The sequence below is a fragment of the Halobacterium rubrum genome (genome assembly GCF_021729015.1).
GTDB lineage: Archaea > Halobacteriota > Halobacteria > Halobacteriales > Halobacteriaceae > Halobacterium > Halobacterium rubrum.
Window position 1 is genome coordinate 788,266 of record NZ_JAJQQZ010000001.1, and the last position, 21,474, is coordinate 809,739.

24 protein-coding genes are annotated in these 21,474 nt (G+C 70.9%); 11 read left to right on the plus strand and 13 right to left on the minus strand.

Translation table 11 applies throughout. The features are described from left to right. Nucleotides 1-36: 36 nt before the first annotated feature. Entirely contained in the window at nucleotides 37-1,809 is a 1,773-nt protein-coding gene (locus LT971_RS04270) for a DUF7282 domain-containing protein (protein ID WP_237005612.1), read from the minus strand. A gap of 385 nt (nucleotides 1,810-2,194) precedes the next feature. Here LT971_RS04270 and crtID point away from each other — a divergent pair, with 385 nt between their 5' ends. The 3 genes from crtID to LT971_RS04285 are packed head-to-tail and all read left to right on the plus strand — an operon-like array spanning nucleotide 2,195 to nucleotide 5,652. Further along, nucleotides 2,195-3,751 (plus strand): bifunctional phytoene desaturase/3,4-desaturase, encoded by a 1,557-nt coding sequence (gene crtID, locus LT971_RS04275; RefSeq protein ID WP_237005613.1) that lies wholly within the window; start codon nucleotides 2,195-2,197, stop codon nucleotides 3,749-3,751. A 5-nt stretch (nucleotides 3,752-3,756) separates the two neighbouring features. Continuing rightward, complete coding sequence (locus tag LT971_RS04280) at nucleotides 3,757-5,166, plus strand: cryptochrome/photolyase family protein (protein ID WP_237005614.1); 1,410 nt, start codon at nucleotides 3,757-3,759, stop codon at nucleotides 5,164-5,166. 54 nt (nucleotides 5,167-5,220) lie between these two features. Then, a complete protein-coding gene (locus LT971_RS04285; protein WP_237005615.1) occupies nucleotides 5,221-5,652 on the plus strand; it encodes a universal stress protein in 432 nt (143 codons plus the stop codon). Here LT971_RS04285 and LT971_RS04290 read toward each other — a convergent pair whose 3' ends face one another. Together LT971_RS04290 and LT971_RS16375 are read right to left on the minus strand one after the other, a co-directional pair. After that, on the minus strand, nucleotides 5,653-7,014 hold the full coding sequence (locus LT971_RS04290) for a sodium:solute symporter family protein (RefSeq protein WP_237005616.1): 1,362 nt from the start codon (nucleotides 7,012-7,014) through the stop codon (nucleotides 5,653-5,655). Beyond that, on the minus strand, nucleotides 7,011-7,142 hold the full coding sequence (locus LT971_RS16375; protein WP_272904606.1) for a hypothetical protein: 132 nt from the start codon (nucleotides 7,140-7,142) through the stop codon (nucleotides 7,011-7,013). Before LT971_RS16375 ends, LT971_RS04290 begins: the two co-directional genes overlap by 4 nt. Before the next feature lie 105 nt (nucleotides 7,143-7,247). Here LT971_RS16375 and LT971_RS04295 point away from each other — a divergent pair, with 105 nt between their 5' ends. Together LT971_RS04295 and LT971_RS04300 are read left to right on the plus strand one after the other, a co-directional pair. Beyond that, nucleotides 7,248-8,474, plus strand: a complete 1,227-nt coding sequence (locus tag LT971_RS04295) for a response regulator (protein WP_237005617.1) — start codon at nucleotides 7,248-7,250, stop codon at nucleotides 8,472-8,474. A 43-nt stretch (nucleotides 8,475-8,517) separates the two neighbouring features. Next, the gene (locus LT971_RS04300; RefSeq protein WP_237005618.1) at nucleotides 8,518-9,480 is read left to right on the plus strand and encodes a PAS domain-containing protein; all 963 of its coding nucleotides are present in this window, start codon (nucleotides 8,518-8,520) and stop codon (nucleotides 9,478-9,480) included. Between the two features lie 79 nt (nucleotides 9,481-9,559). Here LT971_RS04300 and LT971_RS04305 read toward each other — a convergent pair whose 3' ends face one another. After that, on the minus strand, nucleotides 9,560-10,336 hold the full coding sequence (locus LT971_RS04305; RefSeq protein ID WP_237005619.1) for a hypothetical protein: 777 nt from the start codon (nucleotides 10,334-10,336) through the stop codon (nucleotides 9,560-9,562). A 101-nt stretch (nucleotides 10,337-10,437) separates the two neighbouring features. Between LT971_RS04305 and LT971_RS04310 the strand changes: the two genes are divergently transcribed. After that, complete coding sequence (locus LT971_RS04310) at nucleotides 10,438-11,118, plus strand: hypothetical protein (RefSeq protein ID WP_237005620.1); 681 nt, start codon at nucleotides 10,438-10,440, stop codon at nucleotides 11,116-11,118. A gap of 11 nt (nucleotides 11,119-11,129) precedes the next feature. Here LT971_RS04310 and sugE read toward each other — a convergent pair whose 3' ends face one another. Beyond that, nucleotides 11,130-11,459, minus strand: coding sequence for a quaternary ammonium compound efflux SMR transporter SugE (gene sugE, locus LT971_RS04315; protein WP_237005621.1), 330 nt, complete (start codon nucleotides 11,457-11,459; stop codon nucleotides 11,130-11,132). A 262-nt stretch (nucleotides 11,460-11,721) separates the two neighbouring features. Between sugE and LT971_RS04320 the strand changes: the two genes are divergently transcribed. Beyond that, nucleotides 11,722-12,681 (plus strand): AEC family transporter, encoded by a 960-nt coding sequence (locus LT971_RS04320; protein WP_237005622.1) that lies wholly within the window; start codon nucleotides 11,722-11,724, stop codon nucleotides 12,679-12,681. 21 nt (nucleotides 12,682-12,702) lie between these two features. On the opposite strand, the gene LT971_RS04325 is transcribed toward LT971_RS04320, so the two are convergent. Together LT971_RS04325 and LT971_RS04330 are read right to left on the minus strand one after the other, a co-directional pair. Next, nucleotides 12,703-13,893, minus strand: a complete 1,191-nt coding sequence (locus LT971_RS04325; protein WP_237005623.1) for a redox-regulated ATPase YchF — start codon at nucleotides 13,891-13,893, stop codon at nucleotides 12,703-12,705. A 95-nt stretch (nucleotides 13,894-13,988) separates the two neighbouring features. Next, entirely contained in the window at nucleotides 13,989-14,654 is a 666-nt protein-coding gene (locus LT971_RS04330; protein WP_237005624.1) for an HAD family hydrolase, read from the minus strand. A 121-nt stretch (nucleotides 14,655-14,775) separates the two neighbouring features. Between LT971_RS04330 and LT971_RS04335 the strand changes: the two genes are divergently transcribed. The 3 genes from LT971_RS04335 (at nucleotide 14,776) to LT971_RS04345 (ending at nucleotide 16,814) form a co-directional block, all read left to right on the plus strand. Beyond that, nucleotides 14,776-15,153, plus strand: a complete 378-nt coding sequence (locus LT971_RS04335) for a cupin domain-containing protein (protein ID WP_237005625.1) — start codon at nucleotides 14,776-14,778, stop codon at nucleotides 15,151-15,153. Between the two features lie 95 nt (nucleotides 15,154-15,248). Then, nucleotides 15,249-16,067, plus strand: a complete 819-nt coding sequence (locus tag LT971_RS04340) for a rhodanese-like domain-containing protein (RefSeq protein ID WP_237005626.1) — start codon at nucleotides 15,249-15,251, stop codon at nucleotides 16,065-16,067. 69 nt (nucleotides 16,068-16,136) lie between these two features. After that, a complete protein-coding gene (locus LT971_RS04345) occupies nucleotides 16,137-16,814 on the plus strand; it encodes an SDR family oxidoreductase (protein WP_237005627.1) in 678 nt (225 codons plus the stop codon). Here LT971_RS04345 and LT971_RS04350 read toward each other — a convergent pair whose 3' ends face one another. Beyond that, on the minus strand, nucleotides 16,815-17,501 hold the full coding sequence (locus LT971_RS04350) for a YqjF family protein (RefSeq protein WP_237005628.1): 687 nt from the start codon (nucleotides 17,499-17,501) through the stop codon (nucleotides 16,815-16,817). 80 nt (nucleotides 17,502-17,581) lie between these two features. On the opposite strand from LT971_RS04350, the gene LT971_RS04355 reads away from it, so the two are divergent. Continuing rightward, the gene (locus LT971_RS04355) at nucleotides 17,582-18,442 is read left to right on the plus strand and encodes a ZIP family metal transporter (protein ID WP_237005629.1); all 861 of its coding nucleotides are present in this window, start codon (nucleotides 17,582-17,584) and stop codon (nucleotides 18,440-18,442) included. A 27-nt stretch (nucleotides 18,443-18,469) separates the two neighbouring features. Here LT971_RS04355 and LT971_RS04360 read toward each other — a convergent pair whose 3' ends face one another. The 5 genes from LT971_RS04360 to LT971_RS04380 form a co-directional block, all read right to left on the minus strand. Further along, nucleotides 18,470-18,925 carry a DUF2085 domain-containing protein gene (locus LT971_RS04360; protein ID WP_237005630.1) on the minus strand — a complete coding sequence of 152 codons (456 nt, stop codon included), beginning with the start codon at nucleotides 18,923-18,925 and terminating at the stop codon, nucleotides 18,470-18,472. Between the two features lie 12 nt (nucleotides 18,926-18,937). Next, nucleotides 18,938-19,387 (minus strand): NINE protein, encoded by a 450-nt coding sequence (locus LT971_RS16500; RefSeq protein ID WP_237005631.1) that lies wholly within the window; start codon nucleotides 19,385-19,387, stop codon nucleotides 18,938-18,940. Nucleotides 19,388-19,451: 64 nt separating this feature from the next. Then, the gene (locus LT971_RS04370) at nucleotides 19,452-19,769 is read right to left on the minus strand and encodes a transcription factor S (RefSeq protein WP_237005632.1); all 318 of its coding nucleotides are present in this window, start codon (nucleotides 19,767-19,769) and stop codon (nucleotides 19,452-19,454) included. Nucleotides 19,770-19,777: 8 nt separating this feature from the next. Continuing rightward, complete coding sequence (locus LT971_RS04375) at nucleotides 19,778-20,362, minus strand: DUF8135 domain-containing protein (protein WP_237005633.1); 585 nt, start codon at nucleotides 20,360-20,362, stop codon at nucleotides 19,778-19,780. Further along, on the minus strand, nucleotides 20,359-21,438 hold the full coding sequence (locus tag LT971_RS04380) for a hypothetical protein (RefSeq protein ID WP_237005634.1): 1,080 nt from the start codon (nucleotides 21,436-21,438) through the stop codon (nucleotides 20,359-20,361). Before LT971_RS04380 ends, LT971_RS04375 begins: the two co-directional genes overlap by 4 nt. Nucleotides 21,439-21,474: the final 36 nt, after the last annotated feature.

Consider the following 21,474-nt stretch of genomic DNA (forward strand, 5'->3'; position numbering starts at 1 on the left):
CCGGGGTCCCGGAGTCGCCCGGGCCGCGCCGCGGCGTTACGTGTCGGTCTCGTTCTCGGGCGCTGCCGCCGTCTCGTTCAGCACGACGGTGACGTTCGCGTCGGCCGTCACCGCGACCCCGTCAGCGACGAACGGGCCGTCGTCGAGGCCGTCCGTGGCGACGAAGTCGTAGGTTTCGTTGCCGCTGTTCTCGACGTGCGGCATGGCGATGAGCGTCTGGTTCTCGATGAGCGTCTGGTTCTCGGCGAAGTCGGCCCCGGAGACGTTGAACAGTTCGACGGTGAGGTTCTCGTAGTCGCCGGCTTCGAGGTACTCCGAGACGCCGACGACGCTAGCCGTCACATCTCCCTCGAGGAGGGAGTCGTTGTGGATGGCGACGTAGCCGTCCTCGGGCAGCGAGACGGCCGAGACGTTGACGGCGGTCCCGTTCGAGGTCTGGTCCTCGAAGGTCACCGACGCCATCGCGGTCTCGTTCTCCTCGGTCTCGTTGCCGTCGGTCGGCTCTTCGGTCGTCGTCGGTTCCTCGGTCGTCTCGTTGCCGGTGTCCGTCTCGTTGTCCATCGCCGTCTCGTCCAGTTCGACGGTGACGTTCGCGTCGGCCGTCACCGCCGCGCCGTCAGCGACGAACGGGCCGTCGTCGAGGCCGTCCGTGGCGACGAAGTCGTAGGTTTCGTTGCCGCTGTCTTCGACGTGCGGCATGGCGATGAGCGTCTGGTTCTCGGTCAGCGTCTGGTTCTCGGCGAAGTCGGCCCCGGAGACGTTGAACAGTTCGACGGTGAGGTTCTCGTAGTCGCCGGCTTCGAGGTACTCCGAGACGCCGACGACGCTAGCCGTCACATCTCCCTCGAGGAGGGAGTCGTTGTGGATGGCGACGTAGCCGTCCTCGGGCAGCGAGACGGCCGAGACGTTGACGGCGGTCCCGTTCGAGGTCTGGTCCTCGAAGGTCACCGACGCCATCGCGGTCTCGTTATCGTCGGTCTCGTTGCCGTCGGTCGGCTCTTCGGTGGTGGTGGGTGCCTCGGTGGTGGTGGGTGCCTCGGTAGTGGTGGGTGCCTCGGTGGTGGTGGGTGCTTCAGTCGTGGTTGGTGCCTCGGTGGTGGTGGGTGCTTCAGTCGTGGTTGGTGCCTCGGTGGTGGTGGGTGCTTCAGTCGTGGTGGGTGCCTCGGTGGTGGTTGGCGCTTCAGTCGTGGTTGGTGCCTCGGTGGTGGTTGGCGCTTCAGTCGTCGTCGGTTCTTCGGTCGGTTCTTCGGTCGGTTCTTCGGTCGGTTCTTCGGTCGGTTCTTCGGTCGGTTCTTCAGTCGGCTCTTCGTCCGGCGGGCCCGCCTCGGCCGCTTCGACCGAGAGCGTGCCGACGCTGAGGCCCTCGACGGTTAGCGACCCGAAGCTCAGGCCGCCGCCCGCGAGCATGCCCTGCGCAACGTCACCGTTCGAGCGGTCCCACGTGACGGTGTCAGCCTCGACGTCCTCCAGCATGATGGAGTCGACCTCGGCGTCGACGGTCACGGTGTTGTTCTCGATGGTGATGGACGCCGAGTCGATGTTCTCGATCTGGACGGCTCCGGCCTCGAAGCCCTCGACGTTGTCACCGAGGGCCGACCCGAACGCGCTCCGCAGCGCGTCCTCGGTGCCACCGATCTCGCCCAGTTGGAACGTCAGCCCCTCGACTTCGACGTCCTCCATCTGGACGCGATCGGCTGTCACGTCCTCGGCTGTGGCTGTCGAGCCGGCCGCTCCGGCCTGCTGTGCTGGTGTGCCCGGCGACGTGGTGGCGACCGCCGCGCCGGCCGACAGCGCGACTGTCAGTGCCATCAGTACGGCCCCGATCTTGAGTCTCCGCGTGCTTGTGCCTGTCATGCCCACTAGATGACTCGGCGGCCAACCGCATTGTTATACTCTGGCTCGAATCACCAAACGGCGTGCTACTCACGACTTCTCTAACCCTACCTGTTAGCCGGTCGTTGCGGTTTCCTGCGGGACGGACGGGTGCGATTCGAAAGCCGGCGTTACGCCACGAACTCGTCGCAGTCACCTCGTTCTGGTGTCCCGCGCCGGCAGCCGGCGCGCGCTCGGGCCAGTTGTACACTCGGCTTATCAGCGCGGTCCCAGCCGGGACGCAACGCACCCCGCTTCGGAGTGCCGGCAGGCGACGTGGGGACGGCTGGTGTTTTTGTCGCCGGCGTGCCAACACCCACGCATGCAGGGGAGTCTCCCCGGGGAACGTGACGTGACTGTCGTCGGCGGCGGCTTCGGTGGCCTCGCCGCGACGGCGTACCTGGCGCGCGCCGGCGCCGACGTGACGCTGCTCGAACGACACGACGCGGTCGGCGGCCGCGCCGGCGTCCTCGAACGCGACGGCTTCCGGTTCGACACCGGGCCGTCCTGGTACCTGATGCCGGACGTCTTCGAGCGGTTCTTCGACCACTTCGACCGAGAGCCGGAGGATTACTACGACCTCGAACGGCTCGACCCCCAGTACAGGGTGTTCTGGAAGGACGGCGACTCGGCGACGATCGAACCGCACCGCCGGAACGCCCACGAGCTGTTCGAGTCCTACGAGGACGGCGCCGGCGACGCCCTCGAGGCGTACCTCTCGCGGACCGCGCGGAACTACGAACTCGCGATGAACCGCGTGGTCTACCCGGACCGCACGAGCTTCCGGGACTACGCCAGCACGGAGATGCTGCCGCTGGCGCCCAGATTCCGGCTGTTCGGGAACATGGACGACTACGTCTCGCGGTTCTTCGACCACCCGAAGCTCCGCCAGCTCCTGGAGTACACGCTCGTGTTCCTCGGCGGCGCCCCCCACAACACGCCGGCGCTGTACTCCATCATGAGCCACGTCGACTTCGACGGGAACGTCTTCTACCCCGAGGGCGGCATCGCGGGCGTCGTGGACGCGCTCGCGGACCTCGCCGTCGAGCAGGGCGCGACCATCGAGACGGGCGTCGAAGTCGAGGGTATCCGGGGCGAGCGGGGCGAGTTCACGCTCGCGACCAGTGAGGGCACTGTCGGCACCGACATCGTCGTGAACAACGCGAACCCGGCGTACGCCGAGCGCGAACTGCTGGACGACGGCGGCCGCGACCACGCCGACGGCTACTGGGACGACCAGACGTACGCGCCGTCTGCACTCCTGTTCTACCTCGGCGTGGAGGGCGACGTCGACCCCCTTGCGCACCACTCGCTGGTGTTGCCGACCGACTGGGACGGCCACTTCGAGCAGATCTTCGACGACCCGGCGTGGCCCGACGACCCGGCGTACTACCTCTCGGTCGCGTCGAAGACCGACGACGCCGTCGCGCCCGAGGGCCACGAGGCGGTCGTCGTCCTGCTCCCCATCGCGCCGGGGCTGGACGACGGCCCAGAGGTACGGGAGGAGTACCGCGAGATGCTGCTGGCGGACCTCGCCGACCAGACGGGCGTCGATTTGCGGGACCGCATCGTCGTCGAGGAGTCCGCCTGCGTCTCGGAGTTCAGCGACCAGTTCGGCGACCCGGGCGGGACGGCGCTGGGGCTCGCGCACACGCTGTTCCAGACGGGGCCGCTGCGCCCCGGGAAGCGCGGCGGGCCGGACGGCCACTACTACGTCGGCGCGTACACGAACCCCGGCATCGGGATGCCGATGTGCCTCATCAGCGGCGAGCACGTCGCGAAAGCCGTCATCGACGACGACCCCGACGCGACCGGCTCGACCGACCCGCTGGCCGTCCCGGGTGACTACGGACTGGGCACCCCCAGCCCGTCGGACTGACAGCGATGCGGCTGTACTGGCACCAGCGGGACCTCCGCGTCCCCGACAACCGCGGGCTGCACGCCGCCGCGACAGCGGGCGTGGGTGACGGCGAGTCCGATGGAGCGGTCGTCCCCGTCTACGTCTTCGACGAGGCCGTGCTCTCGCAGGTCGGCCGCCCGAAGCGCGCGTTCCTCGCCGAGAGCGTCCGGGCGCTCCAGTCGGCGTACCGCGAGCGCGGCAGCGACCTCGTCGTCCGCGAGGGGGCTGCCGAGGACGTGCTCCCGGAGCTCGCCGCCGAGTTCGGCGCCGACGTCGTCGTCCACGCCGACCACTACGACGCCGCGCGCCGGAACCGACAGACGCGCGCCGAGGCTGCACTCGCCCGCGCGGGCGTCGAGACGGCGAGCAGGGTGGACAACTCGCTCGTCGACCCCTCCGTCCTCGACGACTCCTACCCCTCGCACAGCCAGTTCCACGACGACTGGCAGCAGGCGCCGAAACCGGACCCGGTGCCCGCGCCCGACGACGGCGCGCTCGCCGACGTACGGGACGACCACAGGCTCGCCGTCCCCGAGACCGACGCGACCATTCCCGAGGCGGGCTACCGGGCCGCCCGCGACCGCCTCGACTCGTTTCTCGCAGACGGCGTCGAGTCGTACAGCGACACCCGGGACGACCTCGCGGCGGCCGTCGACGACCCGACGAGTGCCGTCTCCCGGCTGTCACCGTATCTCGCGGCCGGTAACCTCGGTATCCGGGAGGTCTGGGCGGCCGTCGGGGACGTCTACGACGACGCCACGGGTGACGCCCGGCGGAACGTCGGGAAGTACCGCTACGAGCTGTCGTGGCGCGAACAGAACTACCACCTCCTCTTCGCTAACCCCCGCCTCCAGACGGAGAACTACGTCGACTTCGAGCGCGACATCCGCTGGGAGAACGACGACGACCACTTCGCGGCGTGGACGCGCGGCGAGACGGGCTACCCGCTCGTCGACGCCGGGATGCGCCAGCTCTACGAGGAGGGGTACGTCCACAACCGTCCCCGGCAGGTGGTCGCGAGCTTCCTCACCAAGCACCTGCTCGTGGACTGGCGGCGCGGCGAGCGCTACTTCGCCGACCGGCTGGTGGACTACGACCCCGCGAACAACGCCGCGAACTGGCAGTGGACGGCGTCGACGGGTACCGACACCGTCGACGTCCGCATCTTCGACCCCGTCAGCCAGATGGCCAAGTACGACGCCGACGCCGAGTTCGTCACCGAGTACGTCCCCGAACTGCGGGGCGTCGACCCCGAGGCCGTCGTGGACTGGCCGACGCTCCGGCACTCCGAGCGCGAGCGGCTCGCGCCGGACTACCACCACCCCATCGTCGACCGCGACCACGCCTACGACCGCGCACAGCGCGCCTTCGAGGCGGCGCTCGGGAAGCGCTAGGCGGCTCGCGGCGATTCCGCGTCGGTTTTACCACGGGTCCACCTACCGCCGAGTATGTACGACCGGATTCTGCTGCCGGTGGACGACAGCGAGTCGATGGAGCGGGTCGTCGACCACGCCGCCGACGTCGCCGGCCGACGCGACGCCACGGTGGACGTGCTCTACGTCGTGGACGACCGCGCGTTCCTCACGCTCGACGACGGGATGCAGGACGAGGCGACCGCACAGCTCCGCACGCAGGGCGAGGACGCCGTCGAACGGGCGGCCGACCGCCTCGCGGCGGAGGGCGTCGACGCACAGACGCTGGTCCGGGACGGCGACCCGGCCGAAGAGATTCTCGCTGCGCTCGACGAGGACGACGCGGACCTCGTGGTGATGGGGACGCGGCGCGGCGAGTTCGAGCAGTCGATGCTCGGCAGCGTCTCCCGGCAGGTCGTCGAGTCCACGGACACGCCCGTGCTGACGGTGCCGGTCGCCGAGGAGTAGTTACCACCTGGAGACGGCGACGACGGCGAGCGCGCTGGCGGCGACGCCGGGAACCACCGGGTCGACGACGACGACGTCGGCGACCGGGCCACCGGGCGCGGAGAGGACGTGCCAGCCGGCGGCGGCGGCGAACCCGGCCACCATCCCCGCTGCTGCGCCGATGCCGGTCGTTCCCGGCCAGTGCAGCGCCGCCAGCAGGGGGGCGAACAGTGTCGCACCGAGCAGCGACGCGTACAGCGCGACGATGAACTGCACGAGGCCGCCGAGCGCGCCGGCAGCGGCGGTCAGCCCGACCGGGACTGCGGCGGCGGCGACGATGGTGGCCCGGGCGAGCGAGAGGACGTGGTGCTGGCCCGGGTCGTCGGTGACGCCGAGCGCGGGCAGGGTCTCCGCGTAGATGTCGTGTGCGACCGCCGAGGCGGTGACGAGGAGGACGGAGTCGACGGTGGAGACGATGGCGGCGAGCGCGGCGAGCAACAGCAGGCTGCCGACGACCGGCCCGAACAGGTCGACCGCGAGCGAGACGAGCGCGGCGTCAGGGTTCGCGAGTGTGGGGTACTGGACGCGGGCGAGCACGCCGAGGACGGCGATGCAGGCGCCGACGACGGCCTGTATGGCGACGGCGACGCCGATGGCGGACCGGACGGTGTCCGGGTCCTGCATGGCGTTCACGCGGGAGAGCTCGTAGGGCGCGACTGTGGTGCCGATGCCGAACGCCAGGCCGAGCGCGACGACGGTCCGCCAGCCGCCGTTCCACGCGACGAGACCGGGGTCGACGCTCGCTGCGGCGGTGCCGAGCGCGGCGAGGCCGCCGACGTCCCCGAGGCCGATGGCGGTCGCGGCGAGGAGGCCGCCGACGAGCAACGCGACCTGTGCGACGTCCGAGTAGACGCTGGCGCGCATCCCGCCGGAGACGGTGTAGGAGAGCGCGAGCACGGCGACGAGCGCGGCTGCGGGGACGCCGCCGACGCCGACGAGTGCGTCGAGGATGACGCCGCCGGCGACGTACTGGCCGGTGGTGTAGACGAGGTAGACGGCAGCGATGAACGCGGCGGCGGCGCCGCGCAGGGCCGCGGTACCGAACCGGGCGGCGAGGAAGTCCGGGACCGTGAAGCCGCCGGCCGCCCGGAGCTGGGGGGCGACGAACAGCGTCGAGACGAGCCAGCCCGCCCAGATGGGCAGCCACACCCAGACGAAGCCGACGCCGGTAAGGTAGTGGATGCCGACGGTGCCGACGAGGGTGCCGGCGCTGACCTGGGTGGCGGTGAGGCTGGCGCCGCCGACCAGTGGGCCGACGTCGCGGTCGGCGGTGAAAAACGACTCCACGTCCGGCCGTTTCTGGAGTGCCGACCGGAGGCTCATTGGCGGTCGGTGGGCGCGTCGTCGGTCGCGCTCGGGTCGCCGGCGAGCCGGCGGCTGGCGTAGGCGGCGGCTGCGACGAAAAGGGCTGCGGCGACGCCGTAGGCGGTGAGCGTGACGACCAGCCCCATCGGGAGCAACTTTTGCCGGTGTCCTGTTAAGCACTGCGTTATCTGTTGCTACGGGAATACGTTCGGGCGCCACTACTATGTCAGGCGACACGATAGTACTTCAGAATGAGTGCGCCACGGCCCGGCCGCCTGACGGTCCTCTGCGTGGACGACGACCGGGCGTTCCTGGACCTCGAATCGGAACTCCTGGAGCGACAGGCCGACGACATCCACCCGGTCACCGCCTGCTCGGGCGACGAAGCTCTCGACGTGCTCGCCGAACACGACGTCGACTGCGTCGTCTCCGACTACGACATGCCGGGACGCAACGGTCTCGACCTGCTCGAGGCCGTCCGCGCACGGTACCCCGACCTGCCGTTCGTGCTGTTCACCGGGAAGGGCAGCGAGGAGATCGCCAGCGAAGCCATCTCCGCCGGCGTCACCGACTACCTCCAGAAGGAGACGGGTACCGACCAGTACGAGTTACTCGCGAACACGGTGCGCAACGCCGTCGAACACGTGCGAGAGGCCACGCAGCGCGAGCGCGCCGAGCAGTGGTACCGGCAGCTGTTCGAGCAGCGGCTCGTCGGCGTCGCTATCAGTCAGGGCGGCGAGTTCGTGCAGGCCAACCAGAAGTTCGCGGACATCTTCGGCCGGGAGCGCGAGGACGTCCTCGGCCTGTCGGTCGAGGCGGTGCTGGCGCCCGCCGACCGCGAGCGCGTGCTGGACGCCCTCGTCCGGCGGGAGGAGGGCGCCGTGGACAGCGTCCGGTACGTCGTCACCGGGATGCGCCCGGACGGCGAGCGCGTCCACGTCGAGGTCAACGGCGGCCGCGTGGACTACGGCGGGGAGCCCGCCATCCTCGGCCTCCTGCGGGAGGTCGACGCTCCGGGCGCGACGGCCGCACCGGACGGCGATGCCACCGAAAGCGGTGAGACGGCGAATCTGGCAGCCGCCGCGCGCGCTGCCTGGCAGACCCTCGACCCGCACGCGGACGCTGTCCTCGACGTCGACGACGCAGACGCGACACTCGCCGTCGAGGAAGCGAGCCTGGTGGCGTTCTTCGAAGAAATCGTCGAGCGGACGGTCGGCCTGAAACCGGGGGACTGCACGCTGACTGTGGCCACGACCGACGACGGGTTCCGGGTGCGAGTCGAGTCGCCGGCAGTGGTCGACACGCTCTCCCGGGACCTCTACGCCGGCTCGCAGCCCCGGCCGGACCCCGTAGCGGGCGTGGCGACGACGCACGGCTGGGACGTCCTCATCACGGGCATCGACGACACGACCGTCGAGTACGTCCTGGAGCGCGTGGCGTTCGCCGACGACGAGGACGCCACAGGCCGCGAGACGTGACAGTGGCGAAACGCCTTTGCTTCCGGTGTCCGTGGCCCGGGGTATGAGCACCGGGGCGGAGGACACCGAGGGGAGTCGCTCGCGGACGCGACCTATCGAGGTCCTCCACGTCGAAGACGACGAGACGTTCGGGGAGCTCGCGGCCACCTACCTCGAGCGCGACGACGGCGGCCGGCCGCTGTCTGTCACGACGGTCGCCGACCCCGAGTCGGCCCTCGACCACGTCGACGCGGCGGACTGCGTCGTCTCCGACTACGAGATGCCGAAGATGGACGGGCTCGAACTCCTCGAGGTGGTCCGCGAGGACGACCCCGACCTGCCGTTCGTGCTGTTCACCGGGAAGGGCAGCGAGGCCACGGCGAGCGAGGCGATTTCGGCGGGGGTCACCGACTACCTCCAGAAGGACACCGGCACCGACCAGTACGCGGTGCTCGCGAACACGGTACGCAACGCCGTGAGCCGCCGGCGCGCCCGCGAGGACGCTCGGCGGGGCGAACAGCGGCTGCGGCGCGCGCTGGACTTGCTCCCGCAGTGCGTGCTCGTGAAGACCATCGACGGCGAGTACCTCCTCGTGAACGAGTCCGGCGCGTCGAACTACGGCCTGACCCCCGAGGAGGTCGAGGGCCGCAACGAAGCCGAGTTCCTGTCCGACGAGCTCGCCGAGCGGTTCTACCGCGAGGACGAACAGGTCGTCGAGTCCGGGGAGCCGCTGTACGTCCCGGAGCAGCACGTCGACGACGAGGTCGGCGGCGAGCGCGTCGAGGAGGTCCACAAGATTCCCTTCGACGCCCCGGGGACCGACGAGGACGCGGTCCTCACCGTCGTCGCCGACGTCACCGAGGCCTACGAGCGCCGCCACCGGCTCGCCGGTGCTGCGACGCGCGTGGAGGACGCACTCGCGGAACTCGACGCCGCCGACGTGGACAACGACGAACTCCGGTCGGCGCTCGAGGACGCCCGCGAGTACGCGACCGGCGAGTGCGGGTCCCTCGGCGACGAGGCGTGACCGACAGCGGCCCACCGCCCGCCACCGGAGCACAGGGCTGTTACTCTGCGGTTCGACTGTCCCTCGCTCGCTGCGTCGGTCAGTAGGCCGCGCGGTCGCGTGTCTCGCCGACCGTGGCGTCGCCGTGGGCGTCGACGTCGTCGGCGTAGACTGTCTCTACTTCGGCGTCCGGCCCGAGGACGACCGAGTCGGCGACCACGGTGTCGGCGCGCGTGGCCTCCAGTTCGACAGTCTCGCCCTCGACCGTTCCGACGTCGAGGACGCCGTCGCTCCCGAGCAGCCGCTGGAGGAACGACCCGGAGTCGTCGGTGTCCCGGACGACGACCTCGGACGCCTCGATGGCGTCCACGCGCGAGCGGCCGTCCACGGTCAGTTCGAAGCGCTCGGCGGCGAACTCGTCGGCGGTGACTTTCCCGGCGCCGACGAAACTCCCGACGTTCACGTCCCCGAACGAGCCCGCGCCGCCGATTGTGAGCTCGGTCACGTCGGTGAGCCCGCCGACTTCCACTTTCCCGCTGGTCGACACCGCTGCGGCGACGAGGCTGCCGGCGACCTCGAGTTTCCCGCTGGCGTCGATGTCGTGGCCGTCGAGGTTCCCGCCGACGTCGAACTTCCCGCTGACCGACAGCTCGTCGGCGGCGGCGTCACCGCCGACCTCGAGCTTCCCGGTGGTGTCGACGTCCTGGCTGTCGAGGTCGCCGCCGACGGTGGCCTTGCCGCTGACGTCCACCTCGTCCGCCCGGGCGTCCCCAGAGACGGTTCCCTTCCCGCTGACGTCGAACGTCTCGCAGTCGACGCTGTCGAAGCTTCTGGAGCCGGCGACGCTGATTCGGTCTTCGCGAGCTGTGTCGCTCATACTACACTCGTCGACGCCACCCCACATCAATCTTGCTCTGAATGTGAGTTGAGTGTGCGCCGAGACGCACATTTATTGTCCACCGGGTCGTAGCCGGGGGCATGAGCCGACAGATTCGCATCACTGTCGACGACGACGAGGTCTTCGAGCGACTGAAACGCCGCAAGGACGCGCTGGACCTCTCCTGGGAGGACGCCCTCCGCCGCGGCCTCCGGGACTCCAAACAGCCGCCGCGCGCCCCCGACGCCGGCGACGCACGCCCGGAGCCCGACCCCGGTCGCGACCGCGGTGGCCGTCGCAGCACGGACGCCCGCCGGGAGGCCGCCTCGGGCAGCGACCCCTCGCCGTTCGACCCGGACTTCGGCGAACGCCTCGCCGAACGCGTGCTGTCCACCGTCGGAGAGTCCGTCTCCGGTGTCGCCGACAGCCTCGACGAGGAGATCGACCGCCTCGAGGACGCCGAGGACGCGGTGCTCGTGCTCGGCGACGGCGACGGCGAGCGCGTCCCGCTGCGCGTCTCGCTGCACACCGGTCCCGGCGGGCTGGACGTCGACGTCGTCGCGGTCCGCAGTGGAAAAGACACCGAGGGGATGAACGAGTTCGCCGACGGGGCTCGCGCGACCGTCGCCCGCCGGTTCGCGCGCGGCGAGACCGCCACCCTCGAGCTCGCGGGCGGCGAGGAGACCTACGACGTCCGTCCCGAACTCGAGTGGGCGCGCGGCGACGACGGCACCCCGTCGGTCACCGACGTCTCCGTCCGCGACGTCGTCTTCGAGGAATGATCCGCTTCCGGCTATCCGGCGTGGCTCCCGGTGACCTGGAGGCCCGCGATGCCGACGACGACGAGGAGGATGCAGGCGACACGGAGCGCTGACGCCGACTCGTCGAAGAGGTAGACGCCGAACCCGGCTGTCGTCACCGCGCCGATGCCCGTCCAGACGGCGTACGCCGTGCCCACGGGGAGGTCCTGGACGGCCTGCGCGAGCAGGTAGACGGAGATGGCCATCGCCGCCAGCGTCGCGACCGACGGCAGCGGCTCGGTGAAACCGTCGGTGTACGCCAGCCCGACGGCCCACACCGCCTCGAACAGCCCCGCCACGAGCAACACCAGCCAGGCGTTCACGCTCGAACGCACGCGCGGGAAGCCCGTGAACGCGTCGGTCGGCGGAGCCGGCTGCTGGTGGTGCTGCCGCTGTCGTTGCTGTGACCGCCCGGCCAGCGGGGCCGTTCGTCCGGAGTGCCGGTGGCGTAACGGTGAAATGCGCTACCCACGACGCTCACGTCGTGCGCCCGAATCGCGTTCCGTCGACCGGCTGCTGTCGTCGTCGGCGGCGGCGCTACCGCCGCCGCCACTGCCGGCAGCCCCATGGCGGGGAAGTGGCCTGATGGTCGACCTCGTCGGCATCTTCCTCGGCGCGGTCGGCCCCATCGTCGCCATCGCCGGCGTCGGCTACGTCCTCGACTCGACGAGGAACGTCGACCCCGGGCCGCTGAACACCGCGGTCGTCTACGTGCTGGCGCCCGCGCTCGTCTTCCACAGCCTCGCCGTCACCGAACTCGACGCCGACACGCTGCTCCGGCTCGGGGTCGGCGTCGTCGTGTTCACGCTCGCGATGTGGCTCGTCGCCGAAGCAGTCGGCCGCGCCACGGGCGAACGCGAACCCCTGTTGAGCGCGCTCGTGCTGGTCGCCATCTTCTCGAACTCGGGGAACCTCGGCATCCCCGTCTCGGACTTCGCGTTCGGCGACGTCGGCCGCCAGACGGCGGTCGTCTTCCTCTCCGTGCAGTCCGTGCTGATGTACACGCTCGGCGTCTACGCCGCCTCCCGGAGCGCCGGGTCGGCGGGCCGCGAGGGGCTCCGGCGCGTGTTCAGGCTCCCGCTCGTGTACGCGGTCGTCGCCGCGCTCGCCGCCCGCGCCCTCGGCGTGGTGCCGGCGACGGACGGCGCCGCGATGGAGTCGCTGCAGCTCGTCGGCGACGCCGCGATTCCGGTGATGCTGCTCGTGCTGGGCATCCAGCTCGCGCGCACCGACACCGGTGCGGCCGTCTCCCGGACCGGGTCGGCGGTCGCGCTCCGGCTGCTCGTCGCGCCCGCCATCGGCCTCGGCGTCGCACTGCTGCTGGGCTTTGGCGACCCCGACGTCGCGCGCGTGTTCGTCCTCGAGACGGCGATGCCGGCGGCGGTCACACCCGTCATCCTCGTCACCGAGTTCGCCGCCGACGCGCGCTCCGGCGGCCTCACCGTCCCCCAGTACGTCTCCACGAGCGTGCTGGTCACGACGCTGCTGAGCGTGCCGGCGCTCACGCTGCTCATCGCCGCCCTCCGGTCCGGCGTGGTCATCTGAAGGCTGGCCGGCTGGCGGCCGTCAGTTCGTCGAGATGATCTCCACGACGTCCCGGGCGTCGAGGTTCTGGTCGGCCGCTATCTGGCGGTTCGCCCGGCAGTCGACGGCGTGCAGGAACCCCTCGCCGACGTCCGAGTGGACCGCGAACGCGAAGTCCTCGGCGGTCGCGTGCTCCTCCAGCAAAAAGACGTCCGGCAGCACGCGGCCGTCGGCCGTCCCGAGCCCGTTCGCGGACCCGGGGAAGACGGGCTTGACGCCCAGCGCGTCGAACAGCGCCGTCTCGATGGCGGACTGGACGCCGGTCCCGCCGTACTCCGCGACGAACTCCCGGATGGACTCCAGGCCCTCCCGCTGCTCGTCGCTGGGGTCGCCGACGATGCTGAACTCGCTGTCGCCCGACCGGTAGTCGACGACACCCGTCTGGTCGGCCTGCGACAGCGCCTGCTCGGCGTGTGCGCTCACCGGCACGAACTCGAGGTGGTCGTACTCGTCGTCGCTCGTGATTTCGTCCCAGTTCGCCTGCGCCTCGGGGGTGTCCATCTTGTTCGCGGCGACAACCATCGGCTTCGTGCGCTTGCGCATCTCGCGGGCGAGCTCCAGGCGGTCGGCGCCGTCCCACGTGTCGGGGTCGAGTTCGAGGCCGAGCGCGAGCACGACCTGCTTGACTTCCTCGGGGCTCGTGCGGAACGCGCTCATCTGCTCGGCCAGCTCGACCTCGAGGTCGCCGTCGGCCATGTGCTGGCCCTCGTAGCGCTCGATGCCCTTCTCGAGGACGTCGAGGTACCACTGGTCCAGTTCCTCCTCGAGGAAGTCGATATCCTCGCGGGGGTCGTGGCCCTCCGTCGGCTCCCCTTCGAGGTCGGTCGTCCCGGAGAAGTCGACGACGTGGACGAGCACGTCGGCCTCGTTGAGGTCGGTGAGGAACTGGTTGCCGAGGCCCTTGCCCTCGTGGGCGCCCGGAATCAGGCCCGCCACGTCCACCAGCTTCGTCGGCACGAACCGGGTGCCGTCCTCGCAGAAGCCGGTCGACGGCGTGCACTCCTCGCCGAACTCGGGGGCTGCACAGTCCACGCGCACGTACGCCTCGCCGACTGCGGGGTCGATCGTCGTGAACGGGTACGCGCCCTCCGGCACGTCGTTGTTCGTCGCTGCGTTGAAGAACGTGGACTTGCCAACCGAGGGCTTGCCCACCAGCCCGACGCGATAGCTCATTGCTCACTGGCAGGGGGCTCTCGCCTAAACGGATTGCTACCTGTCGGCCGTGTGCGACGCCGGGACACGCGCCCCGTCGGCGACCCGGTCGGTCCTCACGCCACGTCCACGAGGTCGTGCAGGGAGTCCAGTTCGTAGTCCGGGGTGGCGTCCAGCTCGTAGCCGTCGCGGTGGTCGCGCCACAGGAACGCCGAATCGGTGCCGGCGTTCCGGGCGGCGAGCACGTCGCTCTCGGAGTCCCCGACGAACAGCGCGTCCCCGGGGTCGACGTCGAGGTCCGCGAGCGCGCGGTCGAGGTAGTGACTCTCCGGCTTCTTCCTGTGGAGGCTCGCCGGCACCATCTCGCGGCCGTAGTGCGTGTGGAAGTCGCCGCGGATGCCGTGGTGGTCGAGGATCGCCTCGATGGTCGCGTGCTGGTTCGTGGAGACGATGCCGCGGGGCCCGTCGAGCGACCTGACTGCGTCGTAGTCCTCGTAGAGTGGTTTGCGACCCTGCTCCATGTCGGCGATCTGGACCTCGGCGAACGCCTCGTCGCGAGCCCGCCACAGCTCGGCGGGGTCGAGGTCGTACGCGCCGGCGGCGGTCTGGAGGTCGTCAGGCGTCACGTGGAGGTGGATGGCGTCGACGTGCTCGGACGTGGGGTCGGTGACGCCGACGCGCTCGAAGGCGTCGACGGTGGCCTCCCGGAGCACGTCCCGGGGCGTCGGGTACGTGAGCACGCCGTCGTTGTCGAAGACGACTGCGTCGTAGCTGCTCGTCACGTCCGGCCATTGCGACGACCCGGGCTTAGTCGTTCCCGTCCCGGCCGTCGCCCCCGATTCCACCGGGGGTCTTGGCTGCCGGCGCCGAACCAGCCAAGGGGCCGCCGCCCCCAGTCGGAGTATGGACTCCCAGTCGCTGGCGGACGCCTTCGACGCGGTCGAGGAGACGTGGACGCCACACCTGATTGCGGAGCTGAACGACCAGCACGTCAAGGTCGCCAGACTGGACGGCGAGTTCGTCTGGCACGCCCACGAGGACGCCGACGAGCTGTTCTACGTCGTCGACGGCGACCTCACCGTCGAGTACCGCGACGACGCCGACCGCGAGAACGCCGTCCACCTCGGGCCCGGCGACCTCACCGTCGCGCCGGCCGGCGTCGAACACCGCCCGGTCGCTCACGAGGAGACCGAGGTCGTGCTGTTCGAGCCGGCGGGCACGACGAACACCGGCGACGCCGAAGCCAGCGACCGCACCGTCGAGGACCTCGACCGGGTCTGAGACAGCACGGCAGCCGCCCGGACGCGGCCGCTGTCGGGGCGCCGAGCGGTTCCACGGGCGACAGGCATAACTCGTCAGACGCCGACAGTTCGTCTATGAATCGACGCGCGTTCCTCGGCGCTGGGGCGACCGCACTCGCCGCCGGCCTCGCCGGCTGCTCGGCACTCGGCGGGTCGGGGGCGGCGGCCGTCGACCACCCCGGCACGCTCGACCAGGAGTTCGTGGCGAACGCGGACCTGCCGGCCGACGACGACCTGGCCGACGGGTACGCGCCGGAGTACGGCGACCCCGGACAGATGGAGGTCGACGAGTCCCGGTTCCGGTCCACGGAGACGAACGGCGAGACGGTCACGCTCGTGCCCGTCGACGTGATCCGGTACTGGCACCAGACCGCGAACGCGCGGTTCGTCGACGCTCGCGGGCTCGACCAGTACACGACCTCGCACATCTACGGCGCGGTCCTGAGCCCCGCGACCCGGGACTCCAGCGGCGGCGGCATCCAGAACTGGAGCCAGGACGACCGCATCGTCTGTTACTGTGGCTGCCCGCACCACCTGTCGTCGCTTCGCGCGGCCGGCCTCCAGAAGGCGGGGTACTCGAACGTCTACGTCTTCGACGAGGGGTTCTACGAGTGGCGGGACCGCGACCTCCCGATGCGCGGCCAGAGCTTCGAGAACCGGCAGGCCCGCGTCATCGCGGGCGAGGTCGACGCCCAGTACGCCGGCGACTACGCGTGGGCCGAGACCACGGACACCGGCCAGCAGGAGGCCGCGCCGATCCGGAACGACGGCAGCTTCGAACTGCACCTGCGGTTTGCGGGGATGACCGACGAGACGCCGATTCGCGTGAAGACGCCCGCGTTCCAGGTCACGCGCCCGCTGGGCGAGCTGACGGCGATCGAACTGACTGCCTGAGGACGACGCCGACCGCTTCCGGGCCGCCGGGACCGGCGCTTTTACGCTCGCGGCGTCCCACCGTTGCGTATGAGCGAGACAGTCGTAGTGACTGGGGCGTCCGGCGGCATCGGGGAGGCGGTGGCGCGCGCGTTCGCCGACGAGGCGGACGCGACCGTCGTGCTCGGCGGCCGGAACCGGGACGCGGTCGAGGCGGTCGCCGAGGACGTCGGCGCGGAGTGGCTGCGGGCCGACGCTCGCGACGAGTTCGACGCCGAGCGGCTGATGGAGACGGCGTCCCGCGCGGGCGACGGTTCCGGCGTCGACGTCGTCGTGCCGTGTGCTGCGGTCTACCACGGCGCGGCTGGCGAGACGCCGCTGAGCGAGGAGTCGTACAGCGCGTTCGACGACACCGTCCGGACGAACGTCCGCGGCGTGTTCGCGGCCGTCCGGGAGGCGCTGCCGCACATGGACGAGTCCGGGCGCGCGATTCTGCCGACCGGCGGCGTCGCCCGCGAGGCGAAGGACGGCTTCGGGGCGTACGCCGTCTCGAAGGCCGCCGTCGAGGGGCTCGCGCGCCAGTTCGCCGTCGACTGCGAGCAGGCGGTCGGCTGCGTCGACCCGGGGACCGTGGACACCGACCTGCACGGGATGGGTGGCCGCGACCCCGAGGACGTCGCGGACCTGTTCACGTGGGCGGCGTCCGTCCCCGAGGAGCTCGACGGCGCGGTGCTGGGGCTGAAGGAGTGGAAGCAGGCGACCCGGTAGTCAGAGCCGTCGCGGGAGCGCGGCGGTGACGTCGACGCCCGGGCTGTACGCGAGGTGGGGGTCGCCGTCGGGGTGGTCGAAGCCGTTGGCTGCGAAGAGGTCGTTCTCCCGGACGTCGACGGTCGCGTCCGACAGTTCCCACGGTGGGTGGTCGACTTCGCCCCGGTAGACAGTGTCGCCGCCGCCGGCGACGAAAAACCGGTAGCGCTCTAGCAGAAACGCCGTCAGCGAGCCGGGGTCGGCGCGCGAGAGTTCGCCGTCCTGCCGGTAGGTGGCGTCGAACGACAGCGGGGCTGCGCCGTCGTGCGCGCGGTCGCTCTGGAAGCTGACGCCGTCCGGACCGCGCTCGACGCGCATGTCGGCGTCGTAGTACGGTAGTCGGAACAGCCGCCGGGCGATGCGCACGCCGACGGGGTCGGTGGCGTCGAGGTTGAAGAAGTAGATGCCGGGCTGACCGCCCCCGGTGACGTACGTGCGGAGGTTCAGTTCGCCGAACGTGCGCCCGACGGCGGCCGGGAGCCCCCGCGGGCGGACGTCGGCCATCACGAACGGGACGACCGACAGGTAGGCGTCGCCGTCGAAGGTGTCGACGGTGAGGCCGTCCGGGAGCCGGTCGGCGACGAGGTCCGGCTCGACCGGCCAGCTGGCGACGAGGAGGTCCTCCCACCGCATCGACAATACGTCCATGGCGGTCGTTGGGCCGGCGCCGGTTTGGGACTGGCGGCGACCGACAGATTATTAATCGCCAGAAGAGTGTTAATAACCGAATGTCGGTCTCGCACACCACGCAGGTAGCGCGCGCTCGAACGCTCCGGCTCGGCGGCGTCAGCGCCGTCGCCTTCCTCGCGCTGTCGGCGTACGTGCTGGTCGCCGGCGACGCCCCGAAACTGCTGGGCATCTCGTGGGTCGCGTTCACGGCGATGGCCGGCGCCGCCGCCGTCGGCGCCCGAACCACCAGCGACCACCCCACGGCCCTCGTCTGGGGGTACGGGCTGGCGTCGGGCGCGATGGTCACCAGCGCCGCCGCTTTCCTCCTCCCGCAGGCCATCGGCTACGCCGCCAAACCCGGCGGATTCGGCGTCGCCGCCGGCATCCTCACCGGGTTCGGCGCCCACACCATCGGCCACCGGCTCTCCCACCTCGACCTCCCGCTGGACCGGACCACCGCCGAGCTCTCCGCGCACTCGCTGGCCGCCGGCTCCATCATCGGCGTCGTCTACACCGCCATGCCCGACCTCGGTCCGCTCCTCGGGCTCGCCATCGTCTCCCACAAGGGCCCCGCCGGCTACGCCGCCGCCCGCCGTCTCGTCCGGAACGGCCGCTCCCCGGCGATGCTGCTGTTGCCCGCCGCCGGCGTCGGCATCGCCGCCCTCGCTGTCACCGTCGTCTCCTTCCCCACGGACCCGACCTTCCGCGCCGTCGTCTTCGGCTTCGCCGCCGGCATCTTCCTCCACGTCGCCATGGACTTCCTGCCGCACTGCGAGACCGGCAGCGACGTCCACGACGCCGTCACGCGCTCGGACCACGACCACGACCACGGCCGCCTCGACAGCCTCCGCCAGCAGGCCGTCCTCTCGACGGCCATCGGCGCCGTCGCCGTCGCTACCGCATGGCTGCTGTTGCAGTAACACGCTCGCTTCTGTCGTCGTCACTGTTCACGTCCGCTCGACCCAGAGCAGCGCAGCCGCCACGAGTACGTACGCGGCGCCGACCGCCAGCAGCCAGCCCCGGGTCGCCGGCCGCAACAGCAGGCCCACGAGCCCGATGCCGTACCCAACCCCCAGTAGCGCGCCGGTCGCCGTCCGCCCCCAGTTCGTACCGTCGTAGGCGGGCCCTCGAGCCGTTTCGGCGAGGCGTTCGACAACTGTGGCGGCCGGCAGCAGCGCGACGAGCAGCGGAGCGACGGGAACGACGCCCCAGAGCGCGCCGAGTGCGCCGGCAGCGATACCGGGGTAGACGCCGGAGCAGCGGGCACACAGCCGAACCCGGGCGTCGAACCCCGGCACTGGAACTGCGTGACACCGGTCCCAGTCCTCGCGCTCGTGATGCGAGAGGACGTACTGGCCGGTCGCCCGCAGCCCCGCCGCGAGTTCGGACCCGAGTGCGCTCACTGGCCGGGACCCTCAGGCGTACTGGCGCTGGAACTCCTCCTCGGACTTCACGAGGTAGACGATGCCCTCGACGAACCCGACGATTGCGGGGATGAACGTCCAGAAGAAACAGAGGTACAGCAGCCCCAGTTTCGTCTGCCCGAGGTAGAACTTGTGCGCGCCGAAGCCGCCCAGCAGCAGCGCCAGCAGCGCTGCCGCCACCCGGTCGCTGTCGCCGCGTCCGGCACTCATCCCCGCTGTCTGCCGGACCCCACAGTCCGGGCAGAGCTCGGCGTCCCGGTTGAGCACCGTCCCACAGTTCGTGCAGTACTTCTCGTCGCTTGACCGACCCGGACCGCCACTCGACGGGAGCTTCTTCTGTCCCACGCCGCACTCCGGACAGACCTCGGCGGCGGCGTCGATCTGTTCACCGCAGGAGATGCAGTGCCCGCCGCTGCCGTCTCCGTGTCCTGTCTCGCTCACGGTGGCTGCATCGAGAATCGCCGGTAAATAACTGCCGGCACCCCTCGCCGGGTGCTGAGAGTAGTCAGCTGTAGTCCCGCCACCGGTTCCCGCACTCCTGGCACTTGAAGAAGCGCGTCGGCGGCTCGTCGGCGCTCCCGGTCTGCTTGATGGTGTACCACGCCTCGCCGTGGCCACACTCCGGACACGTCTCCTCGGCGGTCGGCTTCCCCTCGAAGTTCGCGTCCTCGCTGGTCTCGATGACGTCGCTGGTGTCCTGCTCGGCGGTCTGAACGAACCCCTCGTCGCTCTCGCTGTCGGCGCTCGCGCCGCAGGACGCACACACCATCTCGCCGTCGTCCTGCTTGTGCATCATCGAGCCGCACTCGTCGCAGAACTGCATACCTCCCGCTACTCGTGGTCGCCGGAAAAGTCACTCGGGTCGTCTCGGGCCTCACGCTCCGCCACAATCGGGCAGTCCACGACCCGGAAGTGGCCGGTGTCGACCTCCGCCGCGATGGTCGTGCCGTCGTGCGTGCACGCCGTCTCCGGCGGGTCAGCGAAGTGCGGGCAGCCGTGACAGAGACTCTTCTCCACGACGGTCACGTCGCCGTCGGCGTCCTCGGCCACCCCGGTGTCGGCCGAGACCGCGTCGGCGTCCACGACCGGTTCGTCGGCCGACTCCTCCAGCTCCGCCCAGACGGCGTCCTCGTCGACGTCCCCGACCTCCATCTCCGCGAACAGCTCCTCGAAGTCGTCGCTCTCGCCGGCGTCGTCGCGCTCGCGTCGCTCGTCGACGTCCCGCCGCAAGTCGGACAGCGGCGCGTCCGGCCCGGACTCCCGGTCGTCGCTCACCCGCTCGCCTCCGTGGTCTGCACCGTCGTCGTGGGTGGGGCTGCTGTCGCGTTCGTCGTCCCGGTCGTCCGCCTCGTCGGTTCCACTGCCGGCGCCGCCCCCGAGTGACCGGTTCCGCCGCGGGTCGTCGTCGCCGCTCACGGCTCACCACCACCCGGACCGCCGTCGGGGCGACCGCCTCCGTCGTCGGTCGCGTCCAGCACCTCTGCCGGCTCTACCGCCTCGTCGCCGTCCTCGCCGTCGGCCCCGGCGCTGCCGCCGGACCGGTCACCAGAGCCGGCGCCCGACGCCATCTCCTCCAGCGTCTCCGTCTCCGCGCCGAGCCACGACCCCTCGCCGTCCTCGCCGGCCGGCCCACCGGTCCCGTCGTCGTCGTCCAGCCACGGCCGCCCGGCGGCGAGCGCGGGTGTCGCACCCGTCTCCAGCGTGTGGCTGCTGAACCAGCCCGCGTCCGGCGACACGTCCTCGAACGGCGCCCCGCAGAACGGACACTCCGGCGCCGTCAGCAGCGCCACGTCCACGGACTGCCCGCAGTCCTCGCAGTCCGCCTCCCGCACGTCGGCGACGTTCGCCGCGCGCTTCAGCGCGTCCGTGCGGGCCCGCCGGGCCTCCGCGGCGCCGACGGTTCGCACCGCCTCCCGCATCGACACCACCGCCCGCGCGAGCGTCGTCACCTTCCCCGAGAGCGCCTCAACCTCCTCGTCGAGGAACTCCAGGACCTCCTCGAAGTTCTCGAACCCCGCGTCCACGCGGTCGGTCAGGTCCGCAACGTCCCCAGTGAGCGCCGCCGCCTCCTCGTCGACGCGCTCGGCGGCAGCCAGCGCCTCCCGCACGTCCGCCGCCAGCTCCGGGTGGTCGTGGTCTGCCTCGGCCTTCCCGTCGGCCTCCCGCTTGACCTGGACCACGCGCTCCCGGACGTCCTGGAGCTTCTCGTCGAAGTCGGCCTCCGCGTCGGCCACCCGTGACTCCGCGTCGTCGAGTCTGGTCTCCGTTGCCGCGATGCGCTCGGCGAGGTCGTCGAGGCGGTCGGCGTACTCGTCGCTCGTCGCGAGGTCCGCCGTCATCTCGCCGTCCTCCACACTGCGGTAGGCGGCGACGACGCGCTTCAGGAACGCCTCCTCGTCCATCCCCAGTTCCTCCGCTCGGTCGGCCAGCCACGCGGCGGCCGGCCCCTCCAGCGTCGCGCTCTCGACGCCGTCCGACGTGCCGTCGGCCATTCACCCGACCTTACCGGCCAGTATCCTTAACCGTTC

What these genes read in the sequence shown, in the direction of transcription:
- LT971_RS04270 (WP_237005612.1), bottom strand. Translation starts at nt 1,809, where the DNA reads ATGGCACTGACAGTCGCGCTGTCGGCCGGCGCGGCGGTCGCCACCACG.
- crtID (WP_237005613.1), top strand. Translation starts at nt 2,195, where the DNA reads ATGCAGGGGAGTCTCCCCGGGGAACGTGACGTGACTGTCGTCGGCGGC.
- LT971_RS04280 (WP_237005614.1), top strand. Translation starts at nt 3,757, where the DNA reads ATGCGGCTGTACTGGCACCAGCGGGACCTCCGCGTCCCCGACAACCGC.
- LT971_RS04285 (WP_237005615.1), top strand. Translation starts at nt 5,221, where the DNA reads ATGTACGACCGGATTCTGCTGCCGGTGGACGACAGCGAGTCGATGGAG.
- LT971_RS04290 (WP_237005616.1), bottom strand. Translation starts at nt 7,014, where the DNA reads ATGAGCCTCCGGTCGGCACTCCAGAAACGGCCGGACGTGGAGTCGTTT.
- LT971_RS16375 (WP_272904606.1), bottom strand. Translation starts at nt 7,142, where the DNA reads ATGGGGCTGGTCGTCACGCTCACCGCCTACGGCGTCGCCGCAGCCCTT.
- LT971_RS04295 (WP_237005617.1), top strand. Translation starts at nt 7,248, where the DNA reads ATGAGTGCGCCACGGCCCGGCCGCCTGACGGTCCTCTGCGTGGACGAC.
- LT971_RS04300 (WP_237005618.1), top strand. Translation starts at nt 8,518, where the DNA reads ATGAGCACCGGGGCGGAGGACACCGAGGGGAGTCGCTCGCGGACGCGA.
- LT971_RS04305 (WP_237005619.1), bottom strand. Translation starts at nt 10,336, where the DNA reads ATGAGCGACACAGCTCGCGAAGACCGAATCAGCGTCGCCGGCTCCAGA.
- LT971_RS04310 (WP_237005620.1), top strand. Translation starts at nt 10,438, where the DNA reads ATGAGCCGACAGATTCGCATCACTGTCGACGACGACGAGGTCTTCGAG.
- LT971_RS04320 (WP_237005622.1), top strand. Translation starts at nt 11,722, where the DNA reads ATGGTCGACCTCGTCGGCATCTTCCTCGGCGCGGTCGGCCCCATCGTC.
- LT971_RS04325 (WP_237005623.1), bottom strand. Translation starts at nt 13,893, where the DNA reads ATGAGCTATCGCGTCGGGCTGGTGGGCAAGCCCTCGGTTGGCAAGTCC.
- LT971_RS04335 (WP_237005625.1), top strand. Translation starts at nt 14,776, where the DNA reads ATGGACTCCCAGTCGCTGGCGGACGCCTTCGACGCGGTCGAGGAGACG.
- LT971_RS04340 (WP_237005626.1), top strand. Translation starts at nt 15,249, where the DNA reads ATGAATCGACGCGCGTTCCTCGGCGCTGGGGCGACCGCACTCGCCGCC.
- LT971_RS04345 (WP_237005627.1), top strand. Translation starts at nt 16,137, where the DNA reads ATGAGCGAGACAGTCGTAGTGACTGGGGCGTCCGGCGGCATCGGGGAG.
- LT971_RS04350 (WP_237005628.1), bottom strand. Translation starts at nt 17,501, where the DNA reads ATGGACGTATTGTCGATGCGGTGGGAGGACCTCCTCGTCGCCAGCTGG.
- LT971_RS04355 (WP_237005629.1), top strand. Translation starts at nt 17,582, where the DNA reads ATGTCGGTCTCGCACACCACGCAGGTAGCGCGCGCTCGAACGCTCCGG.
- LT971_RS04370 (WP_237005632.1), bottom strand. Translation starts at nt 19,769, where the DNA reads ATGCAGTTCTGCGACGAGTGCGGCTCGATGATGCACAAGCAGGACGAC.
- LT971_RS04380 (WP_237005634.1), bottom strand. Translation starts at nt 21,438, where the DNA reads ATGGCCGACGGCACGTCGGACGGCGTCGAGAGCGCGACGCTGGAGGGG.